Here is a 20,829-nt window from a genome sequence, read left to right as displayed (position 1 = left end):
ATCGCCGAGCTGATCGCGCGGAGCACGACCCAATACATGATCTGGCGATAGACCAGCCGCTGCGCGACCAGCAGATGCGCCGGATAGCGCACTCGGTTGCCGTCCAACTGATAGGCGATCCAGCCGCACAGCACGTCGACCGAGGTGAAGACCAGCCAATAGGCCCCCATCTGAAACACATCGGTATGCGTCTGCGCCCAGCCATGCTGCGCCACACGGACCGAGGTGCCGATGATCGACAGGATCAGCGACAGGTCGATCAGCGGCGAGATGGCGGCGAACAGGATCTGGAACAGCCACGCCTGCGGCAAACCGACCCGCGCCAGCCCCTTGGGTCGCCCGGTGCGCAGCACGGCGCGGTGCTTCCACAGGCATTGCAGCGTCCCGAACGCCCAGCGATAGCGCTGCTTGGCGAGCGCGCGGAAGCTCTCGGGCGCTTCGGTCCAGGCGACGGCGCGCGGGTCGTAGGTGACGCGCCAGCCCGCCCGCTGGATCGCGATCGTCAGGTCCTGATCCTCGGCCAGCGTATCTTCAGGATAGCCGCCGACCGCGTCCAGCGCGGCGCGACGCCATGCACCGACCGCGCCCGGCACCACCGTCATCGCGTCGAAACCGGCCAGCGCGCGCCGCTCCAGATTCTGGGCGGTGATATATTCGACCGCCTGCCAGCGGGTGACCAGATTGACCCGGTTGCCCACCCGCGCATCGCCCGCCACCGCGCCCAGCTTCGGATCGGCGAACCAGCGGGCGAGCTTGGCGATCGTCTCCGGCTCGAACTGGGTATCGGCGTCGAGCGCGATCACCACCTCGCCGGTCGCGTCGCGCAGCGCGCGGTTCAACGCCGCCGCCTTGCCGCCATTGGTCAGGGTCAGCAGGCGGACGCGCGGTTCTTCGCCAAAGGCATCGCGCACCACCGCGCTCGTCGCATCCCTCGACCCGTCATCGACCACGATCACCTGAAGCCCCGGATAGTCGCTGGCCAGCACCCGCGCGACCGACTGGGCGATCACCCGCTCCTCGTTATAGGCGGGGATGATGACCGAGACGCTGGGCGTATATTCGGGCGGCACCGGCTTGGACCGGCGGCCCTGGAACCAGGCGAGCCCCGCCATCACCACCGCCCGCGCGATACCCAGCGCGATGGCGAGGTAGAAGAGCCAGGCGAGCCCCGCCGACAGCGTCGCCAAGACGACGAAGATCGCCACGTCGGTCCGCACCGCCAGCAGGTCCTTGCCCTCGACCAGCGGCATCGCCTGATCGCGGCTGACCCCGACCAGTTGCGAGGCGGGGACGAAGCGATAGCCCTCGGCGCGCAGCGTATCGATGATGCGCGGGAGCGCCTCCACCGTCTGTTCGCGATTGCCGCCGCCATCGTGCAGCAGGACGACATTGGCCGAATTGTCGGGCGTCGCGCCGTGCACCTGCTCGATCACCTGATGGACGATCTTGTCGGTGCCCGGCGTCTGCCAGTCATTGGGATCGACGTGCAGCCCGACCACCGTATAGCCCAGATTCTGCGCGATCAGCGCCGGGCCGATCTCGTCCGCCGTCGTCGGCTCCGCGTCACCGAAATAGGGCGCGCGGAACAGCGTGGTCGAACGCCCGGTATAGGCCTGGATCAGCCGCTTGGTCGCGTTCAGCTCCAGCTTGATCGCCCGCTCGCCCGTCGTCGCCATATTGGGGTGGGTGTAGCTGTGGTTGCCGATCTCGCTGCCGTCCGCGACGATCCGGCGCAGCAGTTGCGGATGCTGAAGCGCATTCTCGCCGATGACGAAGAAGGTCGCAGGGACGTGCTCGCGCTCCAGCACGTCGAGGATCCTGGGCGTCCATTCGGCATCGGGCCCGTCGTCGAAGGTCAGCGCGATCGTCTTGTCCAGCGCGCCCGCCCGCTGCACCACATAGGGCGTCGGATAGGTCCGATAGACCTCACCTCGGATGATCCCGTCCTTGTCATATTGCAGGGCGCGCGCGCCCTCGGTCGGCTGGGCGGTGATGCGCAGGATTTCGCCCGGCCCCTCGACATCGACGTTCAATGGCGAGGCGATCGCGGTCAGCCGCGGGATGACGCCGCGCGCGGTGCTGCGGAACGCGGCGAAGTCCGCCCACAGGCCGGGGTCCTCGGTGCCGATCTGCCAGAAGGCGACATCGTCGATGCCCAGATGCTTCAGCGCCTGGAGCTGGTTCCAGCTGGTTGCGGCGTCGAGCATCCAGACGGTATGATGATCGCCATCCTCGTCATAGGCGAAGCCCGCATTGCCGCTGGCCGGGTCGAACGTCACCTGCGCCTGGCTGTCATGCGCCATCAGCCAGGCCTCCTCGATCGACCTGGCATCCGCCGGGCCCTTGGCGGGCCAGTCATAGGCATAGCTGCCGAGCGCGACGATCAGCTTGTCGCGGCCCACCTCGCGCAGCGCCTTCTGGCTCGCCTGGAGGAACCAGGGCTGCGATGCGATCGGGCCCGGCGTGCCGGTCTGCCAATGCTCGTCATAGGCCATCAGGATGACGCGATCGACGACCTTGGTGATCGGCCTCAACTGCCACGCCTCGTCGTCCGCCGGCACGGTGACGGCCAGCACCGCGCCCTTGGGCAGATGCGCCTTGATCCGTTGCAGCAGGCGCGGATAGCGCGCCATGGCGCTCGCGGGCAGATTCTCGAAGTCGATGACCAGCCCCGACTGGCGGTTGGCCGTCACCGAGTCCCCAAGTTGGGTCGCCAGCTTCTCGGAAGCGGCCGGACTGGCGATGATCCGCGCGATCGCCTGCCCGTCCCATTCGTCGGCGCCCAGATTCTGCACCATCGGCAACAGGCGCGGCGGCTTGGCCGCGTGTGACAACAGGCTGGCGAGCTTGGGGTCGTTGCTGATCTGCAATTCCGCCTTGGGCCCCGCGACGTTCATCAGCGAGGGGACCAGCCAGTCGATCTGCCCCATATGCGCATGCACCGAGGCGAGCGCGGAGTCGTTGCCCGGCGTATAGAAGGCGATGGTCAGCGGGGTATGGCCCGGCGCCGCCGCCTTGCGCGGCAGCCATTCGCCGCGCCGCCCCTTCAACTGCGCGGTCGGCTCCAGCGTCATCGCCTGGCGCCGTGCGAAGGGCAAGGGCAGCACGCCCGAATTGGGCACCGCGACCAGCGTCGTGGCAAAGGCGATCGCCGCGATCACCACCGCCAGGATCAGCACCCCGACGCTGCGCCGCGCCCACGCGCCCCGGCGACCGGTCGGGTCAAAGAAGATCGGGTTGGTCACGGACGGTATTCCTTACGCCTGGTCATCGACACGGACGACGGCCACCGGCCATCCCCTGTCTGCACCCTGTCGCCGATGGCAGATCGCGCGCATAGAGCGCGTGATCGTGACATTACAGATTTTTCATGACCGTTCTTATCGGCGCTTCAATCGGTTCGTGACAGCGGCCGGGCCGCGGGATTAGGGCCGATCGACATTCGTCCCGGCTTTTCCTTCCCTCTCCCCTGGACAGGGGAGAGGGTTAGCGGAGCTTGCCAGCGTGCTGGCTAGCGCAGCTTGGGTGAGGGGTTGAGCGAGCCGCAGGCTCGCGCGCGCGTTGCGCGCTCCACCCCTCACCCAGCTCCGACTAAAGCAGGATGACATGGAGTCGACCCAAGACGAGCCCCTCCCCTTCAGGAGCATCAGGTAAACCGCGTCCCACGCGGTTTAGATCAGGCTGGGAGCCTGATCGACCTGATGCTGGGTTGGGGTGGGGCATCACCCCCAGGGCCCTGCGTTTGTGGAAGCGCCCCACCCCCGGCCCCTCCCCTGAAGGGGAGGGGTGGATCAACCTGATGTCATCCCGCTCTAAGCCTTTGCTTTCGCAAAGACCAAGTCTGCGCAACCCTCTCCCCTCTATGAGGGGAGAGGGAAGGAAAAATGGCATTGCTTGTCGTTCCGTCATAGGACGGGGCATGTCCGTTCGCCTGGCCCATCTTCGCCGCTATTATCGCCGTTATCTCGCCGCGATCCTGTTCATCGTCGTGGCCGGCGTTTCCATCCTGCTCTATTCGGGCAGTTATTTCGACCGCGACCCGTTCACCCGCTATCCGGCGGCGGGGCGGGTGCAGCCGGTGTTCGTCCTGTCGCTGTCGGGGGATATGGGCCTGCGCTATGGCATGAGCGGGGTCGTCGCGCGGAACCTGAGCGCCCGGGGAATCGCCGTGCTGGGCGTCAATTCCCCCGTCCTGTTCCGCGAGCGCCGGACGCGCGAGCAGGTCGATGCGCTGATCGCCGATCTGGTCCGCCGTGCCGCGCGGGAAGCGGGCGAGCGGCGGCTGGTGCTGCTCGGCCAGTCCTATGGCGCGGACATGTTGCAGACCGGGCTGGCGAGACTGCCCGCTGATCTGCGCGCGCGGGTGTCGGCGCTGGTCCTCGTGGTGCCGGGCGAGACGGCCTATTTCCGCTCCGACCCGTCGGGCATCGCCTATATGGGACGACCCGACAGCATGGCGATCACCACCGCCCGCACGCTCGACTGGCTGCCCGTCACCTGCATCTATGGCGTCGAGGAACCGGACAGCCTGTGCCCGCTGCTCAAGCTGCCCGATGCGCATGTCGTCGCCATGCCGGGCGGCCATTATCTGAACCATGACGATGCCGCGCTGAACGCCCATGTGCTGGCGGCGGTACATGGCCAGCCTTTCCCCGCCAAGCCCAACTGACAGGGAAAGGCCGGTACCGGGTCAGGCGGTCACGCTTTCGATCGGTGCCGCCCCGCCCGCGCGCGTCCGCCAAGTCGCGACACAGGCCTCCGCATAGGGCTTGGCCATGACGGTCGAGACGGTCATGAACCGCGCGGTCGCGGTGTCGCGGGTCAGGGTCAGGTGGAGATAGCCCTTGGCATCCTGATCGCAGAAGCGGACGCTACGCGGATTGGCCTCGGCGATCTGGCGGCCGATACCGGGGAACAGCGCCCCCCAGGACGGGCTGGTGATCGCCGTAGCGCCGAACTCGGCGGCGACCAGCGCGCCCTGGTCGTCATACAGGTCGTTGGCCCAGGCGGCATGGCTGTCGCCCGAGAGGACCACCGGATGGCTCCCCGCCCGCCGGAAGGCCGCGTAAAGCCGCTCGCGCGCGGCGGGATAGCCGTCCCAGCTATCGAAATTCATCGGCAGGCCTGCGCGATAAGAGGCCTGCGCCGCCGCCAGTTGCGCGCGGATCGCCGGAGACAGCGGCGCGATCAGCGACGCATAACCCTCCGCCCCCATCTGCTTTTCCAGATCGGGGCCGTCGACCCGCGCCATCACCACCTGGTTGCCGATCACCTGCCACGGCCGCCCCGCCCCGACCGAGGCGGCCAGTGTCCGCTCGATCCAGTCGAGTTGCCCCGCGCCCAGCAATTCGCGCTCGGGCCGCGCACGCTCGGCCATCATCGCGGCATATTCGGTCGGCTCGGGCACATCGCCCTTGGCCGTCACCTGCTTCGACCGGGCGAGCAGCCGCGTCTCGACCATCACCAGCGTCGCCAGGTCGCCGAAGTCGAAGCTGCGGTTGATCGCGGCCCAGGGCTGGCCGGGGCGCGGGTCGCGGATCGGCATCCATTCGAAATAGGCCTGCATCGCCGCCGCCTTGCGCTTGGCCCAGTCCCCCTCGGTCTTGGGATCATGGTTCTCCGCGCCGCCGATCCAGTCGTCATTGGCGACCTCATGATCGTCCCACACGCAGATGAAGGCGGCGCGGGCGTGCGCGGCCTGCATGTCGGGGTCGCGCTTCACCTGGGCATGACGCGCGCGGTAATCGGCGAGCGACAGGATCTCATGCGCCGGTTCGGGCAGACGGTTCAGCTTGCGCCCGATCTCCGCGCCATAGCCCTCCGCGCCATATTCATAGATATAGTCGCCCAGATGCAGCACCGCGTCGAGCCGCTCGGACCGCGCGATCGCGTCATAGGCGTTGTACAGCCCGCCGGGATAAAGCTGGCACGAGACGACGGCCAGCACCACGTCCTCGATCCGCCCGCGCGGCAAGGTGCGGAAGCGCCCCTCGGGCGAACGCTCTCCCTTCGCCGTCTCGAACCAATAGCGATAGTCGCGACCGGGGCGCAGCCCCGTCACCTCGACCTTGGCGGTGAAGTCGCGAGCGGCGCGGGCCGTGACGCGACCGGTGCGCAGGCCGACCGCCTCGCCCGGCTCGATCGGCGCGACGTGCCAGGTCAGCGGGACGTCGCCCCCCTGCCCCTCCGCCGGGGTCGCGCGGGTCCACAGGATCGCGCCGTCGGGGGCCGGATCGCCGCTGGCGACGCCATGGTCGAAACGGGCCGAGGGCTCGGCCGCCTCGGCGATCGTCGCGGGCAAGCTGAGCGTCGCGCCGCTTCCCATCAGGGCGATCGCGCGGCGTCGGTTCATCATCGTCATCATCGGGTCCTTTCGCCCGGACGGCTAGAAGCTCCGCACGACAGCGCGATGGCGAATGGATGACGGTTCGACGACACGGGCGCCAACCGTCACAAATTCGCAGCGCGTTGGACACCAACCGGTAATCCCTTTCGCTTAAGCGGCTGGCAAACAGGGTAATAGCCGGGGATGAATATGACTTCGACCATGCGCCGCATGACGCTGGCCGCGCTTTTGACGAGCCTTTCGCCGATCGCTTTCGCACAGGCGGCCTGGGCACAGGCGATGATCCAGCCACAGGACGACACGCGCGACGACGAGGTGATCGTCACCGCCCAGAAGCGCGAGCAGCGGATCGAGGACGTGCCGGTCACCGTCAGCGCCGTGTCGGGCGAGCGCATGGCCAATCTGGGCGTCAACTCGCTGGCCGAGGTCGCGCAATACATCCCCGGCCTGCAGATCCAGGAGCAGAGCGCGAACAATCCGGGCTTCGTCATTCGCGGCATCACCTCGGATTCCGGCTCGGCGCAGCAGGGCGCGCGGGTGACGCTCTATTATAACGGCATCGACATCAGCCGGACGCGCGGCGCCTATCAGGACCTGTATGATATCGAGCGGATCGAGGTGGTGAAGGGCCCGCAGGCGACCCTGTTCGGCACCGCCGCCGCGGTCGGCGCGATCAGCATCGTCTCCGCGCATCCCAAGGCCGGCACCGAGGGCGGCCTCATCGCCTCCTACGGCAATTTCAACCGGACGCAGGTGTCGGGCTATCTGAATGCGGGCAACGAGACGCTCGCCGGCCGTATCGCCTTCGCCTATAAATATCGCGACGGCTATGTCCGCAATATCGCAGGCGATCCCGATGTGCCCAACCAGAATCAGGGGCGCGTCGACCAGGACGATCTGAACGGGCAGGACCAGCGCGGCGTGCGCGGATCGCTGCGCTGGCGGCCCAATGGCTCGGTCACCGCCGACCTCGTCCTGACCTATGACGGACAGCGCAATCCCGGTACCGCGTTCAAGAGCCGCGTCTTCGCCCCCACCGGCGGGCAGACCGGCGATTATGGCTATGCCGAACTATCGGGCTCGCCCTTCTCCGCCGAGGTGCTAGGGCGGCGCAAGCTGGGACTGACCCGCAACGTCTATGACGCGAACCTGACGGTCGCGGTCGATGTCGCGCCGGGCATCACCTTCACCACGGTCAACGGCTATCGCCGGTTCGACGCGCTGGAAATCTTCGACGCCGATGGCGGCCCCGCCTGGTATCTGGAGTTCGGCGAGGACGCCAAGGGCGACCAGTGGAGCCATGAAAGCCGCTTCGCCTTCGACGGCGCGCATTACCGCGCCTCGATCGGGTGGAATGCCTTTTTCGAGAATGGGCAGCAGCGGGTGCCCTTCTCGACCGAGGAAGGCACCTATCTCGCCTGCTCGACCGCGGCCGACTTCGCGCCGGTGCGGCAGTTGCTGGGCGCGGCGGGCCTGCCGACCGGCACCGCCTGCGTCGCGCCCGACGGCACCATCCCCGGCACCCGCGCCACCGCGATCCTGTCGCGCGGCACGGCGACCATGGTGCCCTATAGCGCCAGCTTCACCAATTTCGGTCGCAACAATACCTATTCGATGTTCGCCGACGCGACCTGGATTCCCGTCCCCGCACTGGAACTGACCGCGGGCGCGCGGGTGCTGATCGAGGATCGCCGCTCGGGCTATAGCAATGTCATGCCGGACAGCCGCCTGCTGGCGGCGGCGGGGCTGTTCACCAGCCTGCTGGGCGCGGCCAATACCAAGGGGCAGGTCTTCGAGGCGCAACGCAGCTATGCCGCGATCCTGCCGCGCTTCAACGCGCTCTATCGGCTGGGCGGCGACGTGAACGTCTACGCGACGGTCAGCAAGGGCCGCCGCTCGCCCGTGGTCCAGCTCGACGCCCAGCGGATCGTGCCGCTGACCGTCGCCAATTCGGGCGCGATCCCCCGGCTTCAGATCGTGCCGCAGGAAGACGTGTGGAATTACGAAGGCGGCATCAAGGGGCGGATCGGCGCGTTCAGCGGCGCGGCCTCGGTCTTCTATCAGCAATATAAGGGCTTCCAGGTCACCGTCTTCGAGGGCGGACGGACCGTGACGCGCAGCGCGGGCTCGGCGAACAATGTGGGTGTCGAGCTGGAGGCGAACTGGGCGGTGCATCGCTGGCTCAGCCTGTTCGGCAGCTTCGCCTATATCGATGGCGGCATCGCCGACGATCCCGCCAATGGCGTGTTCGCGGGCAACCGTTTCCGCCTGCAACCCGACACGACCGCCTCGGGCGGCGCGACGCTGCGCGTGCCGGTGGGGTCCTCCGCGACCTTCTATGCGACGCCCAGCGCCACCTATCGGTCCAAGGTCTATTTCGAGCTCCCCAATAGCGAGGCGATCTCGCAGGGCGGCTATACGCTGGTCAATCTACGCGCCGGCGTCGAGTTCGGGGCGGACGGACGTTTCCATGTCGGCGGCTTCGCGCGCAACCTGACCAACAAGCGCTATCTGATCGATGCGGGCAACACCGGCGGCACCTTCAGCGCGCCGACCTATATCGCGGGCGAGCCGCGTTTCTACGGCGTGGAATTGGGCGCGCGGTTTTAAGTTTCTCCTCTCTCCCCTCATTGAGGGGAGAGGGTTGCGCAGACTTAGGCTTTGCGAAGCAAAGGCCTAGTCGGAGCTGGGTGAGGGGAGAGCGCTCGAAGAGCGCGCGAGCCCTTTGGGCTCGCTCGACCCCTCACCCAAGCTGCGCTAGCCAGCAAGCTGGCAAGCTTCGCTAACCCTCTCCCCTGTCCAGGGGAGAGGGAGGACATCATGTCGATCCCGCCCAAGTTCCGCGACTTAACCGCTTCCTAACCCCCTACCCCGTAAAAGCGCCGTCATGAGGCAACGGGCTGGGATCAGGAGTGACGTGCTGCGTTGGTTGATGGTGGTGGCGACGCTGGCGATCGCGACGTCGTGCACCCCGGCGCGGCATCCGCCCGCACGGCTGACGCTGGACGTGCCGCCGCCGACCGCGCGGACCCTGCTGCGTCAGCTCGCGCTCGACGTGCCCGACGCCGATCTGCCCGAAACGCTGAACGGCACCACGCCGATCGAGATGGCCGCCGCCCCCGCCTTTTCCGGCATCGCCCGCTCGCCGCAGGACGCCGCCCGCGCCGCCGAATGCCTGACCGCGGCCATCTATTACGAAGCCCGCTCCGAACCGATCGACGGCCAGCGCGCGGTGGCGCAGGTCGTCCTCAACCGCGTGCGCGACCGCGCCTTTCCCAAGAGCATCTGCGGCGTCGTCTATCAGGGATCGGAGCGTTCGACGGGTTGCCAGTTCAGCTTCACCTGCGACGGATCGATGCTCCACCCGCGCGAGCCCGCCGCCTGGGCCCGCGCCGCCGCCGTGGCGCAGGCCGCACTGGCGGGCATGGTCTATGCGCCGGTGGGGGCCGCGACCTTCTATCACGCCAATTATGTGCTGCCCTGGTGGGCACCCAGCCTGAACCGGATCGGCGCAATCGGCAGCCATATCTTCTATCGCTGGAAGGGCGCGCTGGAGCGCGACCTTTCCTTCCGCCAGGATTATGCCGGGGTGGAGCCGAGCATCCCCGTCCCCGCCCCCGCCATGCTGGCGGCCGCCCCGGTGGCGGGCGTCGAGACGATGGGGGGCGTGACCATCCATCGCGGCGAACAGGCGGTCGCCGAAGGCGTCGCCCCCACCGCCCCCGTCGCGGCGGTGGCGGCCAGCGTCCCGGTCACCACGGCGGGCGTGCGCATCCATCGCAACGGCTTCTCCCACGACGGACCCGAAGTGGCGCGCGGTGTCGTCGTCGGCGAAGAACACGACCCCAGCTAGGATCGCCCGGACCAGGCGCCCCCCTCACCCGATCGCGTCGATCCAGTCCGGCAAGTCCCCCAGCCGTTCCAACTGGCGAAAGCGTGGATGGTCGGTCGGCGTCCGCCCCGCCTCATGGCTCCAGGCCAGCGGCTGCGGGATATAGGCCGCCCAGGCTCCCGCCTCCAGCGCGGGTAAAATGTCCGAGCGCATCGAATCCCCCGCCATCACCGCCCGCTCCGGCGCGACATGGTGGCGGGCGAAGATCCGGCGGAAGGTGTCGGGCGTTTTGTCGCTGACGATCGCGACATCGGCGAAATGCTCGCCCAGGCCCGATGCGGCCAGCTTCGCCTCCTGATGCAGCAGGTCGCCCTTGGTCACCAGCACCAGCCGCCCGCGCTCCGCCAGCGCGGCCATGGTGTCGGCGATCCCGTCGAGCAGTTCGACCGGATGCGCCAGCAACTGCCGCCCCGCCTCCAGCAGCCGCGCGACCAGCTCGGTCGGCAGGGTCGGCCCCGCCAGTTCCACCGCCGTCTCGATCATCGACAAGGTGAAGCCCTTGGCGCCGTAACCGTAGAGCCGCAGGTTGCGCGCCTCGCAGGATTCCAGTGTGGCCCGCGCCACCCGCGCCTCGGCAAAGGGGGCGAGCAGACCGACCAGCGCTTCCTCCGTCTCCGCGAAATGGCGCATATTGTGCCAGAGCGTGTCGTCGGCATCCAGGCAGATCAGTTCGACGGCCATATCCTATCTCCCATGGGGTGACGGCTCTCCCATCACAGTTCGCGGATGATTCGCAATCCCAGCCGCGGCCGGAACCGCTCGCCGCGCGCCTTCTCCGCCCCGACGCCGCCCTGCACGCCCAGCTTGCCGAGCGCATGATGGACCTGCGGCATCAACAGCCAATAGGCGCCTTCGCCATTCTGCCGGTTGACCTCCAGCCCCAGCACCGTGTCGCGGTTCAGATCGTAGAAGGTGGAGTGGTTGACGATCATCCCCGTCTCGTTCCCCTCGCGCAGGGTCACGTCGCCGATGCCGATCATCGTCATGGTGCTCCACCGCTCGCCGAAGCGGTTGCCGAGCAGCCAGAGGAGCGTGGAGGTCCATCCACCCGCCTCGCGGTCGTGCAGCCCCAGATATTGGACACCGTGCACCCCGCGCCCGCCCCGAATCGTGCCCAGCTTGCCCTGAAGCCCCATCTTGTACTGGACGACGCGCGTGTCGATCAGCGGCAGCTCCAGTTCGACCGCCAGGCCATCGGCCACCGCCCATTCGACCTCGGGCGCCCATTCTAGCTCGCCGCGCGGGCCCGTCAGGTCGCGCTGCGCCAGCGCATTGACCTCGAGCTCGCCCGCTTTTGCGGTCAGCGGGCGGATCATGTCGAACACCATCGGCTCGGGAATATCCGGCCCGTCCTGCGCATGGGCCGGGGCGGCGGCGAACAGGCTCATGCCCATAAGGGACAGGGCCAGGCGGCTGGTCTTCATCGTCTCGAAACTCCCGGTCGTCATCGTCATGCGGTGCCGCACGCGATCCGGACCGGGACCGCGACGGGATCAGGGGGCGTGGGGTTCGTACCGCCGCGCGGCCGCACCCATCGCGGCCTGTATCCCCGTGACCAGCGCGTCCACGGTGAACGGCTTGGTCAGCAACTGCATGCCCGGCGACAAATGGCCGCTGTTCAGCGCCGCGCCCTCCGCATAGCCCGTGATAAACATGACATTCAATTCATGTCGCAATTCCTGGGCCGCTTCCGCCAGTTGACGCCCGTTCATCCCGCCGGGCAGGCCGACATCCGTGACGAGCAGATCGATCCGCACCGACGATCGCAGGATCGCCAGCCCTTCCGCGCTGTCCGCCGCCTCGATCACCTGATAGCCCATGTCACGCAGCACATCGACGATCATCAGGCGAACGGTCGCCTCGTCATCGACGACCAGCACCGTCTCGCCCGACCCGGCGGGACCGTCGAGCGCGGTGGTCGTGCCCATGTCCTCCTGCTCCGCCGGTCCGTCGTGGCGGGGCAGATAGAGGAACACGGTCGTCCCCATGCCCGGCGTCGAATGAATGCGGACCTGCCCGCCCGACTGTTTGGCGAAGCCATAGATCATGCTCAGCCCCAGCCCGGTCCCCTGCCCCAGGGGCTTGGTGGTGAAGAAGGGGTCGAACGCCTTCTCGATCACGTCCGGGGTCATGCCGATGCCGGTATCGGTCACGCACAGCGCCAGATATTCGCCGTCCGGTATATCGCCGAACCGCGCATTGTCGCCGATCAGCCGGCGGTTCACCATCTCGATCGTGATGCGTCCGCCGTCCGGCATCGCGTCGCGCGCGTTGATGCACAGGTTGAGCAGCGCATTCTCCAGCTGCGGCGCGTCGACCAGCACGGTCCACAGATCGTCCGCGCCCTTCGTCTCCAGTGCGATGCCCGGCCCCACGGTGCGGCGGATCAGGTCGGTCATGCCCGCGACCAGCGCGCCGATATCGGTCGCGCGCGGGGCCAGCGTCTGCCGCCGCGAAAAGGCCAGCAGCCGGTGGGTCAGCGCCGCTGCCCTCCGCGTCGCCCCCTGCGCCGCATCCATATAGCGGTCGACCTCACCCACCCGCCCCTGCGACAGGCGCAGCGCCATGAGTTCGAGCGAGCCGGAAATACCCGCCAGCAAATTGTTGAAATCATGCGCCAAGCCACCGGTCAGCTGGCCCACCGCCTCCATCTTCTGACTTTGCCGCAGCGCTTCCTCGGCGCGCATCAGCTCGGCGGTGCGGTCGGCGACGCGCTGCTCCAACTGGTCGGTCAGCGCGCGGAGTTCGGCGATGGCATGGTCGCGCTCGGCCTCCAGCGCGCGGCGGGCGCCGACATCGATCAGCACGCCGGGAAAGTGCAGCGGCGTGCCGTCGGGGGCGTGATCGACCCGGCCATTGGCCTCCAGCCAGTGATAGCGTCCGTCATGACGCCGCGTGCGATACTGATGGGCATAGGGACCGCCGCGCGCGATCGCCTCGGCAATTGCCTCGGCCAGCCCGGCCTGATCGTCGGGATGGACGGTCGCCACCACCTGCGCCAGGCTCAACCCCTCATGCCCCAAAGCGGGGTCCAGCCCGAAATGCCGGGCGAAGGGTTCGTCCACCGTGAAGCGATCGGTCGGCAGGTCCCATAGCCAGGTGCCGATGATCGCCCCCGCCTCCAACGCGACCTGCACCCGTTCGGCATTCAGGCGGGCGCGCGCCTCGCTCTCGCGCAACTGAAGCTCGACGCAGACCCGGTCGGTGATATCGAAGCTGACGCCGGGGAAACGCACGCAGCGCCCCGTCTCGTCGACCATGCAGCGTCCTCGCGCGGATACCCAGTGGACCGAGCCATCGGACTGGACCAGCCGATATTCGGAAACGAAGCGCCCCGCTCCCTCGCTCCCATCGGCCGCCCCCGCGAGGACGGCCTCGATCTCCGCCTCGACGCGGGCGCGGTCCTCGGGATGGATACCCCGGAAGAATTCGGCGATCGGCATGCCCGTCTCGGCGGCGACCGGATCGACGCCGTACATCGCCGCGAAGCGCCCGTCGGAGCGCACCGAGTCGTTGACCACGTCCCAGTCCCACAGGCCGACATGCGCGCCCGAACTGAGCGCCAGTTCGAGCCGCTCGTCCGCCTCCTGCTGGCGTCGTTCGGCCAGCACGCGCGCGGTCGTCTCGCCGGTGACGCAGATCATGCCGGCGATGGCACCGCGATCGTCGAAGACCGGCGAGTAGGAGAAGGTCCAGTAGCTTTCCTCGGGCTTCCCCTCGCGCGCCAGGTCCAGCCGCATGTCCGTGACCCGCGCGACGCCGCCCGACAGCGCCTGATCGACCAGCGGTGCGATCTCGTCCCAGATGCTGCCCCACAGGATGCGGAACGGCATGCCCATCGCGGTCGCCGCGCGATAGCCCAGGATCGGGCGATAGGCATCGTTGTAGAAGGATATCAGCTCCGGTCCCCAGACCAGATACATGGGCGCAGGACAGGCGAGCATCGTCGCGAGCTGGCACCGCAGCGCGACCGGCCACTGCCCCGGCGCGCCCAGCGAGGTCGCCGCCCAGTCGAACGCGATGATCTCGTCGACGACCTGCCCCGAAACGCCCTTCAGGAAATCAAATGCGGAGGAGTCCACTATCGTCCATTTCTGCAACACGGCGCGGCCACGCGCCAGCGGTCGCTATCCTCCCGCAAAAGTACGGATAACAGGTAAATCGGCCGGACGGCCTTGATCCAGGATAGCCGATCCACGCGGCGAAGCCGACGCATGCGGATGACATGCCCCGGCGGGCGGTCTGCCCATTCCACTTCGTTCTTGGATCATGCGGGGCGCGGGTGTCGCTTATGGCAGCGGTCGACCGATTGATGGCGATGTCGACAAATCGCACCGCCGCTGAACAGGGACGGAGCCGAACCGTTATCCCCCTCGCAATCGAGAGGGTTCGCGATGAACGGCAAGACGAAGACGGGGCTGTCGCCATGGATGGCGGGCGGCGTGGCGGCGGCGGTGCTGGGGTTGAGCGCGCTGGTCGGGCGGCGCAATGCGCCCGATCCGTCTCACCCGCGCATCCGGCATTGGTACAGGCGGCTCGACAAGCCCGGCTTCACCCCGCCCGACAAGGTGTTCGGCGCAGTCTGGCCGGTGCTCGAAAGCCTGGCGGCGGTCGGCGGCTACCGCCTGCTCCGCCAACCCTCCTCGCCCCGGCGCGATACGGCGGTCGCGCTATGGCTCGGCAACAGTGCGATGATCGGCGGCTGGACCGAGTTGTTCTTCCGGGAACGGCGGATCGGCACCAGCACCGCCGCCGCCGGGACCATGGCGGTCGGTACCGCCGCGCTGGCGGCCACCGCCTGGAAGATCGATCGTCCCGCCGCCGCCAGCGTCATGCCGCTTGCCGCCTGGCTGGGCTTCGCCACGGTGCTCGCGGGTGAGGTGTGGCGGCGCAATCCGCCAACGTGACATTTTGTTTCGGACATGAATTTCCGATGAAGGAAACATGAACCATTCCACCATGGCAACGTTTGTTGGCCATGCGGGGGATCAGCACAGTCATCGTCGTCGGGACGGCCGCCTTGTTGGCGGGATGCAACACGCATCAATCGACCCTGGCTCCGTTCGGGGCGGATGCGGCGGATATTCGCCACCTTTTCATCATCATGCTGGTCGGCGCGGTGGTGATCGCGGGGGCGGTCGCGCTGCTGATGCGCCATGCCGTCCGTGCGCCCGAAGGGGCGATCGGGCATGAGAAGGGCATGCGCCTGGTCCTGTGGCTGGGCGGGGTCATACCGACGATCGTGCTGCTGGGCCTGCTCACCTATTCGCTGCCCTATATGCGCCCCCGGCCCGTCGCGCGCGCCGACCTGAAGATCGCGATCGATGGCGAGCAATTCTGGTGGCGCGTCGCCTATCAGGCGCCGGGTCGCCCCCCCGTCCTGGGTGCGAACGAGATCCGTATCCCGACCGGTCGTACCGTCGCCTTTCGCCTGAGTGCGGGCGATGTGGTGCACAGCTTCTGGATACCGGGGCTGGCGGGGAAGATGGACATGATCCCCGGCCGCATCAACAGCCTGGTCGTCCGCGCCGACAAGCCCGGCCGCTATCGCGGGCAATGCGCCGAGTTCTGCGGATTGTCCCACGCGCTGATGGCGTTCGACGTCATCGCCATGCCCCCCGCCGCCTTCGACGCGTGGCTGGCCGAGCAGGCGCGTCCTGCCCGGGCCGTCGACAGTGCCGGAGCTCGGCTGTTCGCGACCAATGGCTGTTCCGGGTGCCATGCCATCGCCGGGGTCACGCCGCCGACCCGGATCGGCCCCGACCTCACCCATTTCGGATCGCGACGGACGCTGGCGGCGGGCATCCTGCCGATGACGCAGGCGAATGTCGCGAACTTCATCCGCCATCCCGAAAAGACCAAGCCGGGCGTGCGCATGCCCTCCTTCCCCCAATTGTCGGATGACGAGGGCGTCGCCCTCGCCCGCTATCTTCAGGGTCTGAAATGAGCCTCCACGCCCAGGACGACCCTGCCCTTCGCGCCGCCCAGGAAGAGCGGCTGCGCGAAGTCTGGAAACCACCCAGCGGGCTGTTCCTGCGCTGGACGGATACCAACAACAACCGGGTCGGCGTCTGGTACACGCTGACCGCGTTCGGCTTCATGCTGTTCGCCGGCGTGCTGGCGCTGATCATGCGGACCCAGCTGGCGGTGCCCGACAACGACCTGGTGTCCGCGAACACCTTCAACCAGCTGTTCACGCTGCACGGCTCGATGATGATGTTCCTGTTCGCCGTCCCGATGTTCGAGGCGGTGTCGATCATCCTCCTGCCCCAGCTTCTCGGCGCGCGCGACCTGCCCTTTCCGCGCCTGTCGGCCTTCGGTTATTGGAGCTTCCTGATCGGCGGTGTCTTCGTCGGCGGATCGATCTTCTTCAATGCCGCGCCCGATGGCGGCTGGTTCATGTATCCGCCGCTGACCACCCGCACCGATTTGTCGGGCTTGGGCGCGGACATCTGGATGCTGGGGCTTTCCTTTATCGAGGTGTCGTCGGTCGCCGCCGCGGTCGAGCTGATTGTCGGCGTGCTGAAATGCCGTCCGCCGGGGATGCGACTGAACCTGATGCCGCTCTATGCCTGGTATATCCTGGTCGTGGCGGTAATGATCCTGTTCGCCTTCCCGCCGCTGATCGCGGGCGACCTGTTGTTCGAGATGGAGCGGTTGCTCAACTGGCCCTTCTTCGACGCCGCGCGCGGCGGCGATCCGCTGCTGTGGCAGCACCTGTTCTGGATCTTCGGCCACCCGGAAGTCTATATCGTCTTCCTGCCCTCGATCGCCCTGTTCGCGATGATGATCCCGACCTTCGCGCAGCGCCACCTACTCGGCTATCCGTGGATCGTGCTGGCGGCGGTCGGCACCGCCTTCCTGTCGTTCGGCCTGTGGGTCCACCACATGTTCGCGACCGGCCTGCCCAAGATCAGCCTGGCCTTCTTCTCCGCCGCCTCGGAAGCCGTAGCCATCCCTACGGGCGTGCAAATCTTCGCCTTCATCGCCACCCTCTGGGCGGGCAAGGTGAAGTGGTCGACGCCGCTGCTCTATGCGTCGGGCAGCCTCGCCATTTTCGTCATCGGCGGGCTGACCGGCGTGATGGTCGCGGTCGCGCCCTTCGACTGGCAGGCGCACGATACCTATTTCATCGTCGCGCACCTCCATTATGTGCTGATCGGCGGCACGCTGCTGCCGCTGTTCGGCGGGCTCTATTATTACTGGCCGCTGATCACCGGCAAGAAGCTGTCCGACCGAATGGGGCGAACCGCCTTCTGGATCATGTTCGTCGGCGTCAACCTGACCTTCTTCCCGATGCACCTTTCGGGGCTGGAGGGGATGCCGCGCCGCGTCTTCACCTATCCCGCCGAGTTGAACATCGGCTGGTTGAACCTCGCCTCCACGCTCGGCTCCTATATGTTCGCGGCGGGCGTGCTGGTACTGGTCGTCGACCTCGCCCTGTCCCCCACCCGACCCAAGTCGCCACGCAACCCGTGGAATGCGGGCACGCTGGAATGGCTGGCCCATCCGGATGACGAGGATTGGGGCATCCGCTCGGTTCCGCTGGTCGAGAGCCGCTATCCGATCTGGGACCAGAAGGACTTCGTCGCCAAGGTCGATGAGGGGCGCTTCTTCCTGCCCGATGCCGAGGAGGGTCGGCGCGAGACGATCATCACCTCGGTCCTCGACGCCAAGCCCGTCTCGGTGATCCGGCTGGGCACCCCCAGCGTCAAGCCTATGCTGACCGCCGTCGCGCTGGGCAGCGTGTTCATCCTGACCACCTATCACCTCTATCTGATCGCCGCCCTTGGCGGCGTGGTGACCCTGGCCTGTATCCTCTGGTGGCTGTGGGATACGGCGGAAATCCCCGAGAAACCCGAAAAACCGATCGGTCACGGCATACGCCTGCCACTCTACATCTCCGGGCCCGCCGCGCCGGGTTGGTGGGCGATGTTCATCACGATGATGGCGGACGCGACGGCCTTTTCCGGCCTCGTCTTCGGCTATTATTTCTACTGGACGATCCATCCCGATTTCGGCGCCGGGTTCGACGGGCCGGGCAGCGGCGGTCCGCTCCTCGCCTTGGCCCTGTCGCTGGCGAGTTGGGCCGCGACACTGGCGGCGCGCGAGGTCCATCGTCGCGGTGGGATCATCGCGGCGCGCGCGCTGCTGCTCGTCGGGGCGGGGCTGGCGATCGCCAGCCTGTTCGCCGGGCTCGCCTGCCTGGAGGGGCTCGATCCGGAGGCCAATGTCTATCCGGCGATCGTCTGGGTGCTGGTCGTCTGGACCGTGGTCCATGCCGCCGTCGCCGCGATCATGCAGCTCTACACGCTGGCGCGCAGCATCGCGGGACGGATGACGCCAAGCCATGACGCCGACATACGCAACATCACCGTCTATGCGCATTTCTTCGCGCTGACCGCCATCGTCACCTATCTGACGATCGGCCTTTTTCCGGAGACGGGGCTGTGAGGCGCTGGTTGAAACGCGCGCATCGCCTGCGCGTCACGCTCTGGACGCTCATCATGCCGCCGACGACCTGGGCGGTGCATTTCCTCTTCTCCTATCTCTGGGCCGCGATCAGTTGCGAGAAGATCGGCGAGTGGGCCCTCTTCCCCACCGCCTTCGCCATCGGGACGGTCGTCGCGCTGCTGGTGATCGCCGCTTCGGGCGTGATCGCGTGGCAGCAGTCGCGCACCCCCGGCGATCCGCCGCCGCATAACGAGGGCACCGATATCGATCGGCTGCGCTTCCTCGCCTATTCGACGCTGCTGCTCGCGGGATTGAGCTTCGTCGCGGTGGTGTTCACCGCGATGCCCGTGCTGATGCTGGGCGATTGCCGGTGAAGCGGGGCACCCTCATCGCCGGTATCGCCCTGCTCATCCTCGGCTGGACGCTGAGTGGTCGCGGAATGACCGGCCATATGGTCGCGCACATGATCGCGGTGGCGGTGGCTGCGCCGCTGCTCGCGCTGGCGATCCAGGACAGCCGCCTCGACCCCGCCCGTCGCTGGCCGCGCCTCGCCACGCCGATGGTCGCCGCTTTGATGGAGGCGGTGATCGTCTGGGGCTGGCACGTCCCCGCGCTGCGGCGGCTGGCCGATCATGCGCCGCTCTGGCTGGTCGTCGAGCAGGCCAGCTTCCTCGCCGCCGGGCTGTTGCTCTGGTCGGCGGTACTTGCGCCGCAACACCGTGCGGCGGGGGTGGCGGCGCTGCTGGTCACCTCGATGCATATGACCCTGCTCGGCGCGCTGATCGGCCTCGCCCCGCGCCCGCTCTACAGCCATCACGGCGCGGGGGCTTTGCAGGACCAGCAGATCGCGGGCGTGGTCATGCTGCTGGTCGGCGGCATCGCCTATCTGTGCGGCGGCTTGGCGATGCTCGGCCGCCTGCTCCAAACCCGACCGGAGGCGCGCGCATGACCATTCGCATCACCTGGAAGCGCGTGATCGCCACCATCCTGGGCCTGGCCGCGCTGGGCATGGCGGTGGCCTGGTCGGGCGTGATCAGCCTTGCCGCGTCGAGCGGGCATTGGGCGATCACCGACTGGTTCCTGCACTGGGCGATGCGCAATTCGGTGCGGACCCATGCCGCCTTGACCGCGCCCGACGACCCCGCCGATCGCAGCGGCCTGGTCAGCGCGGCGGGCCATTTCGCCAATGCCTGCGCCGTCTGCCACGGCGCGCCCGGCCAGAAGCCCGCGCCGGTGATGCAGGCCGCGACCCCGCCCGCGCCCGATCTGGCGATCAACGCGCGCGAATGGACCGACAAGCAGTTGTTCTGGATCCTCCAGCACGGCGTCAAATATACCGGCATGCCCGCCTGGGCCGTGCAGGACCGCCCCGACGAAGTGCGCCGCATGGTCGCCTTCGTCCGTCGCCTGCCCGGCATGACCCCGGCGCAGTACCGCGCGCTGGTCGCCGAAGCCTCGCCCGCGGTCGATCCGGACAATTGCACCGGATGCCATGGCACCGACGGACGGGGTCGCGGCGCGCCCGACATTCCGATCCTGGGCGGGCAGAGCCCCGAATATCTGGTGGCGGCGCTGCGTGGCTATGCCGATGGCCGCCGGTCGAGCGCGGTGATGCAGCAGGTGGCGATGCGGATGGAGCCGGCACAGATGGAGGCCGCCGCACGCCGCTTCGCCGCGATGCCGGGCCTGGGAGGTGCGCCATCGGGCGACCCGGCGGCGGCACGGATCGTGGAGCGGGGCCTGCCGGACAAGCAACTGCCCGCCTGTGTCAGCTGTCACACGCCCGGCAAGCCCTATCCCGTCCTGGCCGGTCAGCGCGCGGATTATATCGCCGCGCGGCTACGCCACTGGCAGGGCGACAAGAATGTCGTGGATGCGCGCAAGAGCCACGCGACCATGCCCGTCATCGCCCGCCGCATACCGAAGGACATGATCGACCCGATCGCGCGCTATCTGGCGGGGGATACCGACGCCAGGATGTGAGCGCGGTTTTTTGCGGGGAGCCGATCGCGGACGTGCGTCAAGGCTGAACAGGATGACATCAGGGTGATCCACCTCTCCCCTTCAGGCGAGGGGCCGGGGGTGGTGCGCTTCCACAAACACGTTGCCCGTGGTGGTGCCCCACCCCAACCCCTCC

The 20,829-nt window shown here is 67.8% G+C and carries 14 protein-coding genes; 9 read left to right on the top strand and 5 right to left on the bottom strand.

From position 1 onward, the window contains the following. Positions 1-3,245, bottom strand: a 3,245-nt coding sequence (locus OXQ33_RS14055) for a glycosyltransferase (protein WP_267435321.1), incomplete at its 3' end; no start/stop codon positions are given. A 674-nt stretch (positions 3,246-3,919) separates the two neighbouring features. Here OXQ33_RS14055 and OXQ33_RS14050 point away from each other — a divergent pair. Next, positions 3,920-4,669, top strand: a complete 750-nt coding sequence (locus tag OXQ33_RS14050) for an AcvB/VirJ family lysyl-phosphatidylglycerol hydrolase (protein WP_267435320.1) — start codon at positions 3,920-3,922, stop codon at positions 4,667-4,669. Between the two features lie 21 nt (positions 4,670-4,690). Here OXQ33_RS14050 and OXQ33_RS14045 read toward each other — a convergent pair whose 3' ends face one another. Then, a complete protein-coding gene (locus OXQ33_RS14045) occupies positions 4,691-6,364 on the bottom strand; it encodes an alkaline phosphatase D family protein (RefSeq protein ID WP_267435319.1) in 1,674 nt (557 codons plus the stop codon). A gap of 171 nt (positions 6,365-6,535) precedes the next feature. Here OXQ33_RS14045 and OXQ33_RS14040 point away from each other — a divergent pair, with 171 nt between their 5' ends. Both OXQ33_RS14040 and OXQ33_RS14035 read left to right on the top strand, forming a co-directional pair. After that, complete coding sequence (locus tag OXQ33_RS14040; RefSeq protein WP_267435318.1) at positions 6,536-8,956, top strand: TonB-dependent receptor; 2,421 nt, start codon at positions 6,536-6,538, stop codon at positions 8,954-8,956. A gap of 307 nt (positions 8,957-9,263) precedes the next feature. Next, a complete protein-coding gene (locus tag OXQ33_RS14035) occupies positions 9,264-10,199 on the top strand; it encodes a cell wall hydrolase (protein ID WP_267435317.1) in 936 nt (311 codons plus the stop codon). Between the two features lie 24 nt (positions 10,200-10,223). Here OXQ33_RS14035 and OXQ33_RS14030 read toward each other — a convergent pair whose 3' ends face one another. Genes OXQ33_RS14030 through OXQ33_RS14020 form a run of 3 tightly spaced genes read right to left on the bottom strand, consistent with a single transcriptional unit; the run spans position 10,224 to position 14,320 of the window. Further along, entirely contained in the window at positions 10,224-10,919 is a 696-nt protein-coding gene (locus tag OXQ33_RS14030) for an HAD family hydrolase (protein ID WP_267435316.1), read from the bottom strand. Positions 10,920-10,951: 32 nt separating this feature from the next. Then, positions 10,952-11,692: a hypothetical protein gene (locus OXQ33_RS14025; RefSeq protein WP_267435315.1), complete on the bottom strand. Its 741-nt coding sequence runs from the start codon at positions 11,690-11,692 to the stop codon at positions 10,952-10,954. A 39-nt stretch (positions 11,693-11,731) separates the two neighbouring features. Beyond that, entirely contained in the window at positions 11,732-14,320 is a 2,589-nt protein-coding gene (locus OXQ33_RS14020) for a PAS domain-containing protein (protein WP_267435314.1), read from the bottom strand. Between the two features lie 312 nt (positions 14,321-14,632). Between OXQ33_RS14020 and OXQ33_RS14015 the strand changes: the two genes are divergently transcribed. The 6 genes from OXQ33_RS14015 (at position 14,633) to OXQ33_RS13990 (ending at position 20,675) form a co-directional block, all read left to right on the top strand. Next, positions 14,633-15,145, top strand: coding sequence for a TspO/MBR family protein (locus OXQ33_RS14015; protein ID WP_267435313.1), 513 nt, complete (start codon positions 14,633-14,635; stop codon positions 15,143-15,145). Positions 15,146-15,216: 71 nt separating this feature from the next. Further along, positions 15,217-16,185, top strand: a complete 969-nt coding sequence (gene coxB / locus OXQ33_RS14010) for a cytochrome c oxidase subunit II (protein ID WP_267435312.1) — start codon at positions 15,217-15,219, stop codon at positions 16,183-16,185. Next, a complete protein-coding gene (ctaD, locus tag OXQ33_RS14005; protein ID WP_267435311.1) occupies positions 16,182-18,692 on the top strand; it encodes a cytochrome c oxidase subunit I in 2,511 nt (836 codons plus the stop codon). Before coxB ends, ctaD begins: the two co-directional genes overlap by 4 nt. Beyond that, entirely contained in the window at positions 18,689-19,066 is a 378-nt protein-coding gene (locus OXQ33_RS14000; protein ID WP_267435310.1) for a hypothetical protein, read from the top strand. Before ctaD ends, OXQ33_RS14000 begins: the two co-directional genes overlap by 4 nt. Further along, positions 19,063-19,641, top strand: a complete 579-nt coding sequence (locus OXQ33_RS13995) for a cytochrome c oxidase assembly protein (RefSeq protein WP_267435309.1) — start codon at positions 19,063-19,065, stop codon at positions 19,639-19,641. The genes OXQ33_RS14000 and OXQ33_RS13995 overlap by 4 nt, the downstream gene beginning before the upstream one ends. After that, positions 19,638-20,675 carry a c-type cytochrome gene (locus OXQ33_RS13990; protein ID WP_267435308.1) on the top strand — a complete coding sequence of 346 codons (1,038 nt, stop codon included), beginning with the start codon at positions 19,638-19,640 and terminating at the stop codon, positions 20,673-20,675. The genes OXQ33_RS13995 and OXQ33_RS13990 overlap by 4 nt, the downstream gene beginning before the upstream one ends. Positions 20,676-20,829: the final 154 nt, after the last annotated feature.

Source organism: Sphingomonas sp. GM_Shp_1 (genome assembly GCF_026540895.1).
Classification (GTDB): domain Bacteria; phylum Pseudomonadota; class Alphaproteobacteria; order Sphingomonadales; family Sphingomonadaceae; genus Sphingomonas.
Note: the sequence above shows the minus strand (reverse complement) of the source record. Positions and strands in the feature narration are given on the sequence as shown.

What these genes read in the sequence shown, in the direction of transcription:
- OXQ33_RS14050 (WP_267435320.1), top strand. Translation starts at nt 3,920, where the DNA reads ATGTCCGTTCGCCTGGCCCATCTTCGCCGCTATTATCGCCGTTATCTC.
- OXQ33_RS14045 (WP_267435319.1), bottom strand. Translation starts at nt 6,364, where the DNA reads ATGATGACGATGATGAACCGACGCCGCGCGATCGCCCTGATGGGAAGC.
- OXQ33_RS14040 (WP_267435318.1), top strand. Translation starts at nt 6,536, where the DNA reads ATGACTTCGACCATGCGCCGCATGACGCTGGCCGCGCTTTTGACGAGC.
- OXQ33_RS14030 (WP_267435316.1), bottom strand. Translation starts at nt 10,919, where the DNA reads ATGGCCGTCGAACTGATCTGCCTGGATGCCGACGACACGCTCTGGCAC.
- OXQ33_RS14025 (WP_267435315.1), bottom strand. Translation starts at nt 11,692, where the DNA reads ATGACGATGACGACCGGGAGTTTCGAGACGATGAAGACCAGCCGCCTG.
- OXQ33_RS14015 (WP_267435313.1), top strand. Translation starts at nt 14,633, where the DNA reads ATGAACGGCAAGACGAAGACGGGGCTGTCGCCATGGATGGCGGGCGGC.
- coxB (WP_267435312.1), top strand. Translation starts at nt 15,217, where the DNA reads ATGCGGGGGATCAGCACAGTCATCGTCGTCGGGACGGCCGCCTTGTTG.
- ctaD (WP_267435311.1), top strand. Translation starts at nt 16,182, where the DNA reads ATGAGCCTCCACGCCCAGGACGACCCTGCCCTTCGCGCCGCCCAGGAA.
- OXQ33_RS13990 (WP_267435308.1), top strand. Translation starts at nt 19,638, where the DNA reads ATGACCATTCGCATCACCTGGAAGCGCGTGATCGCCACCATCCTGGGC.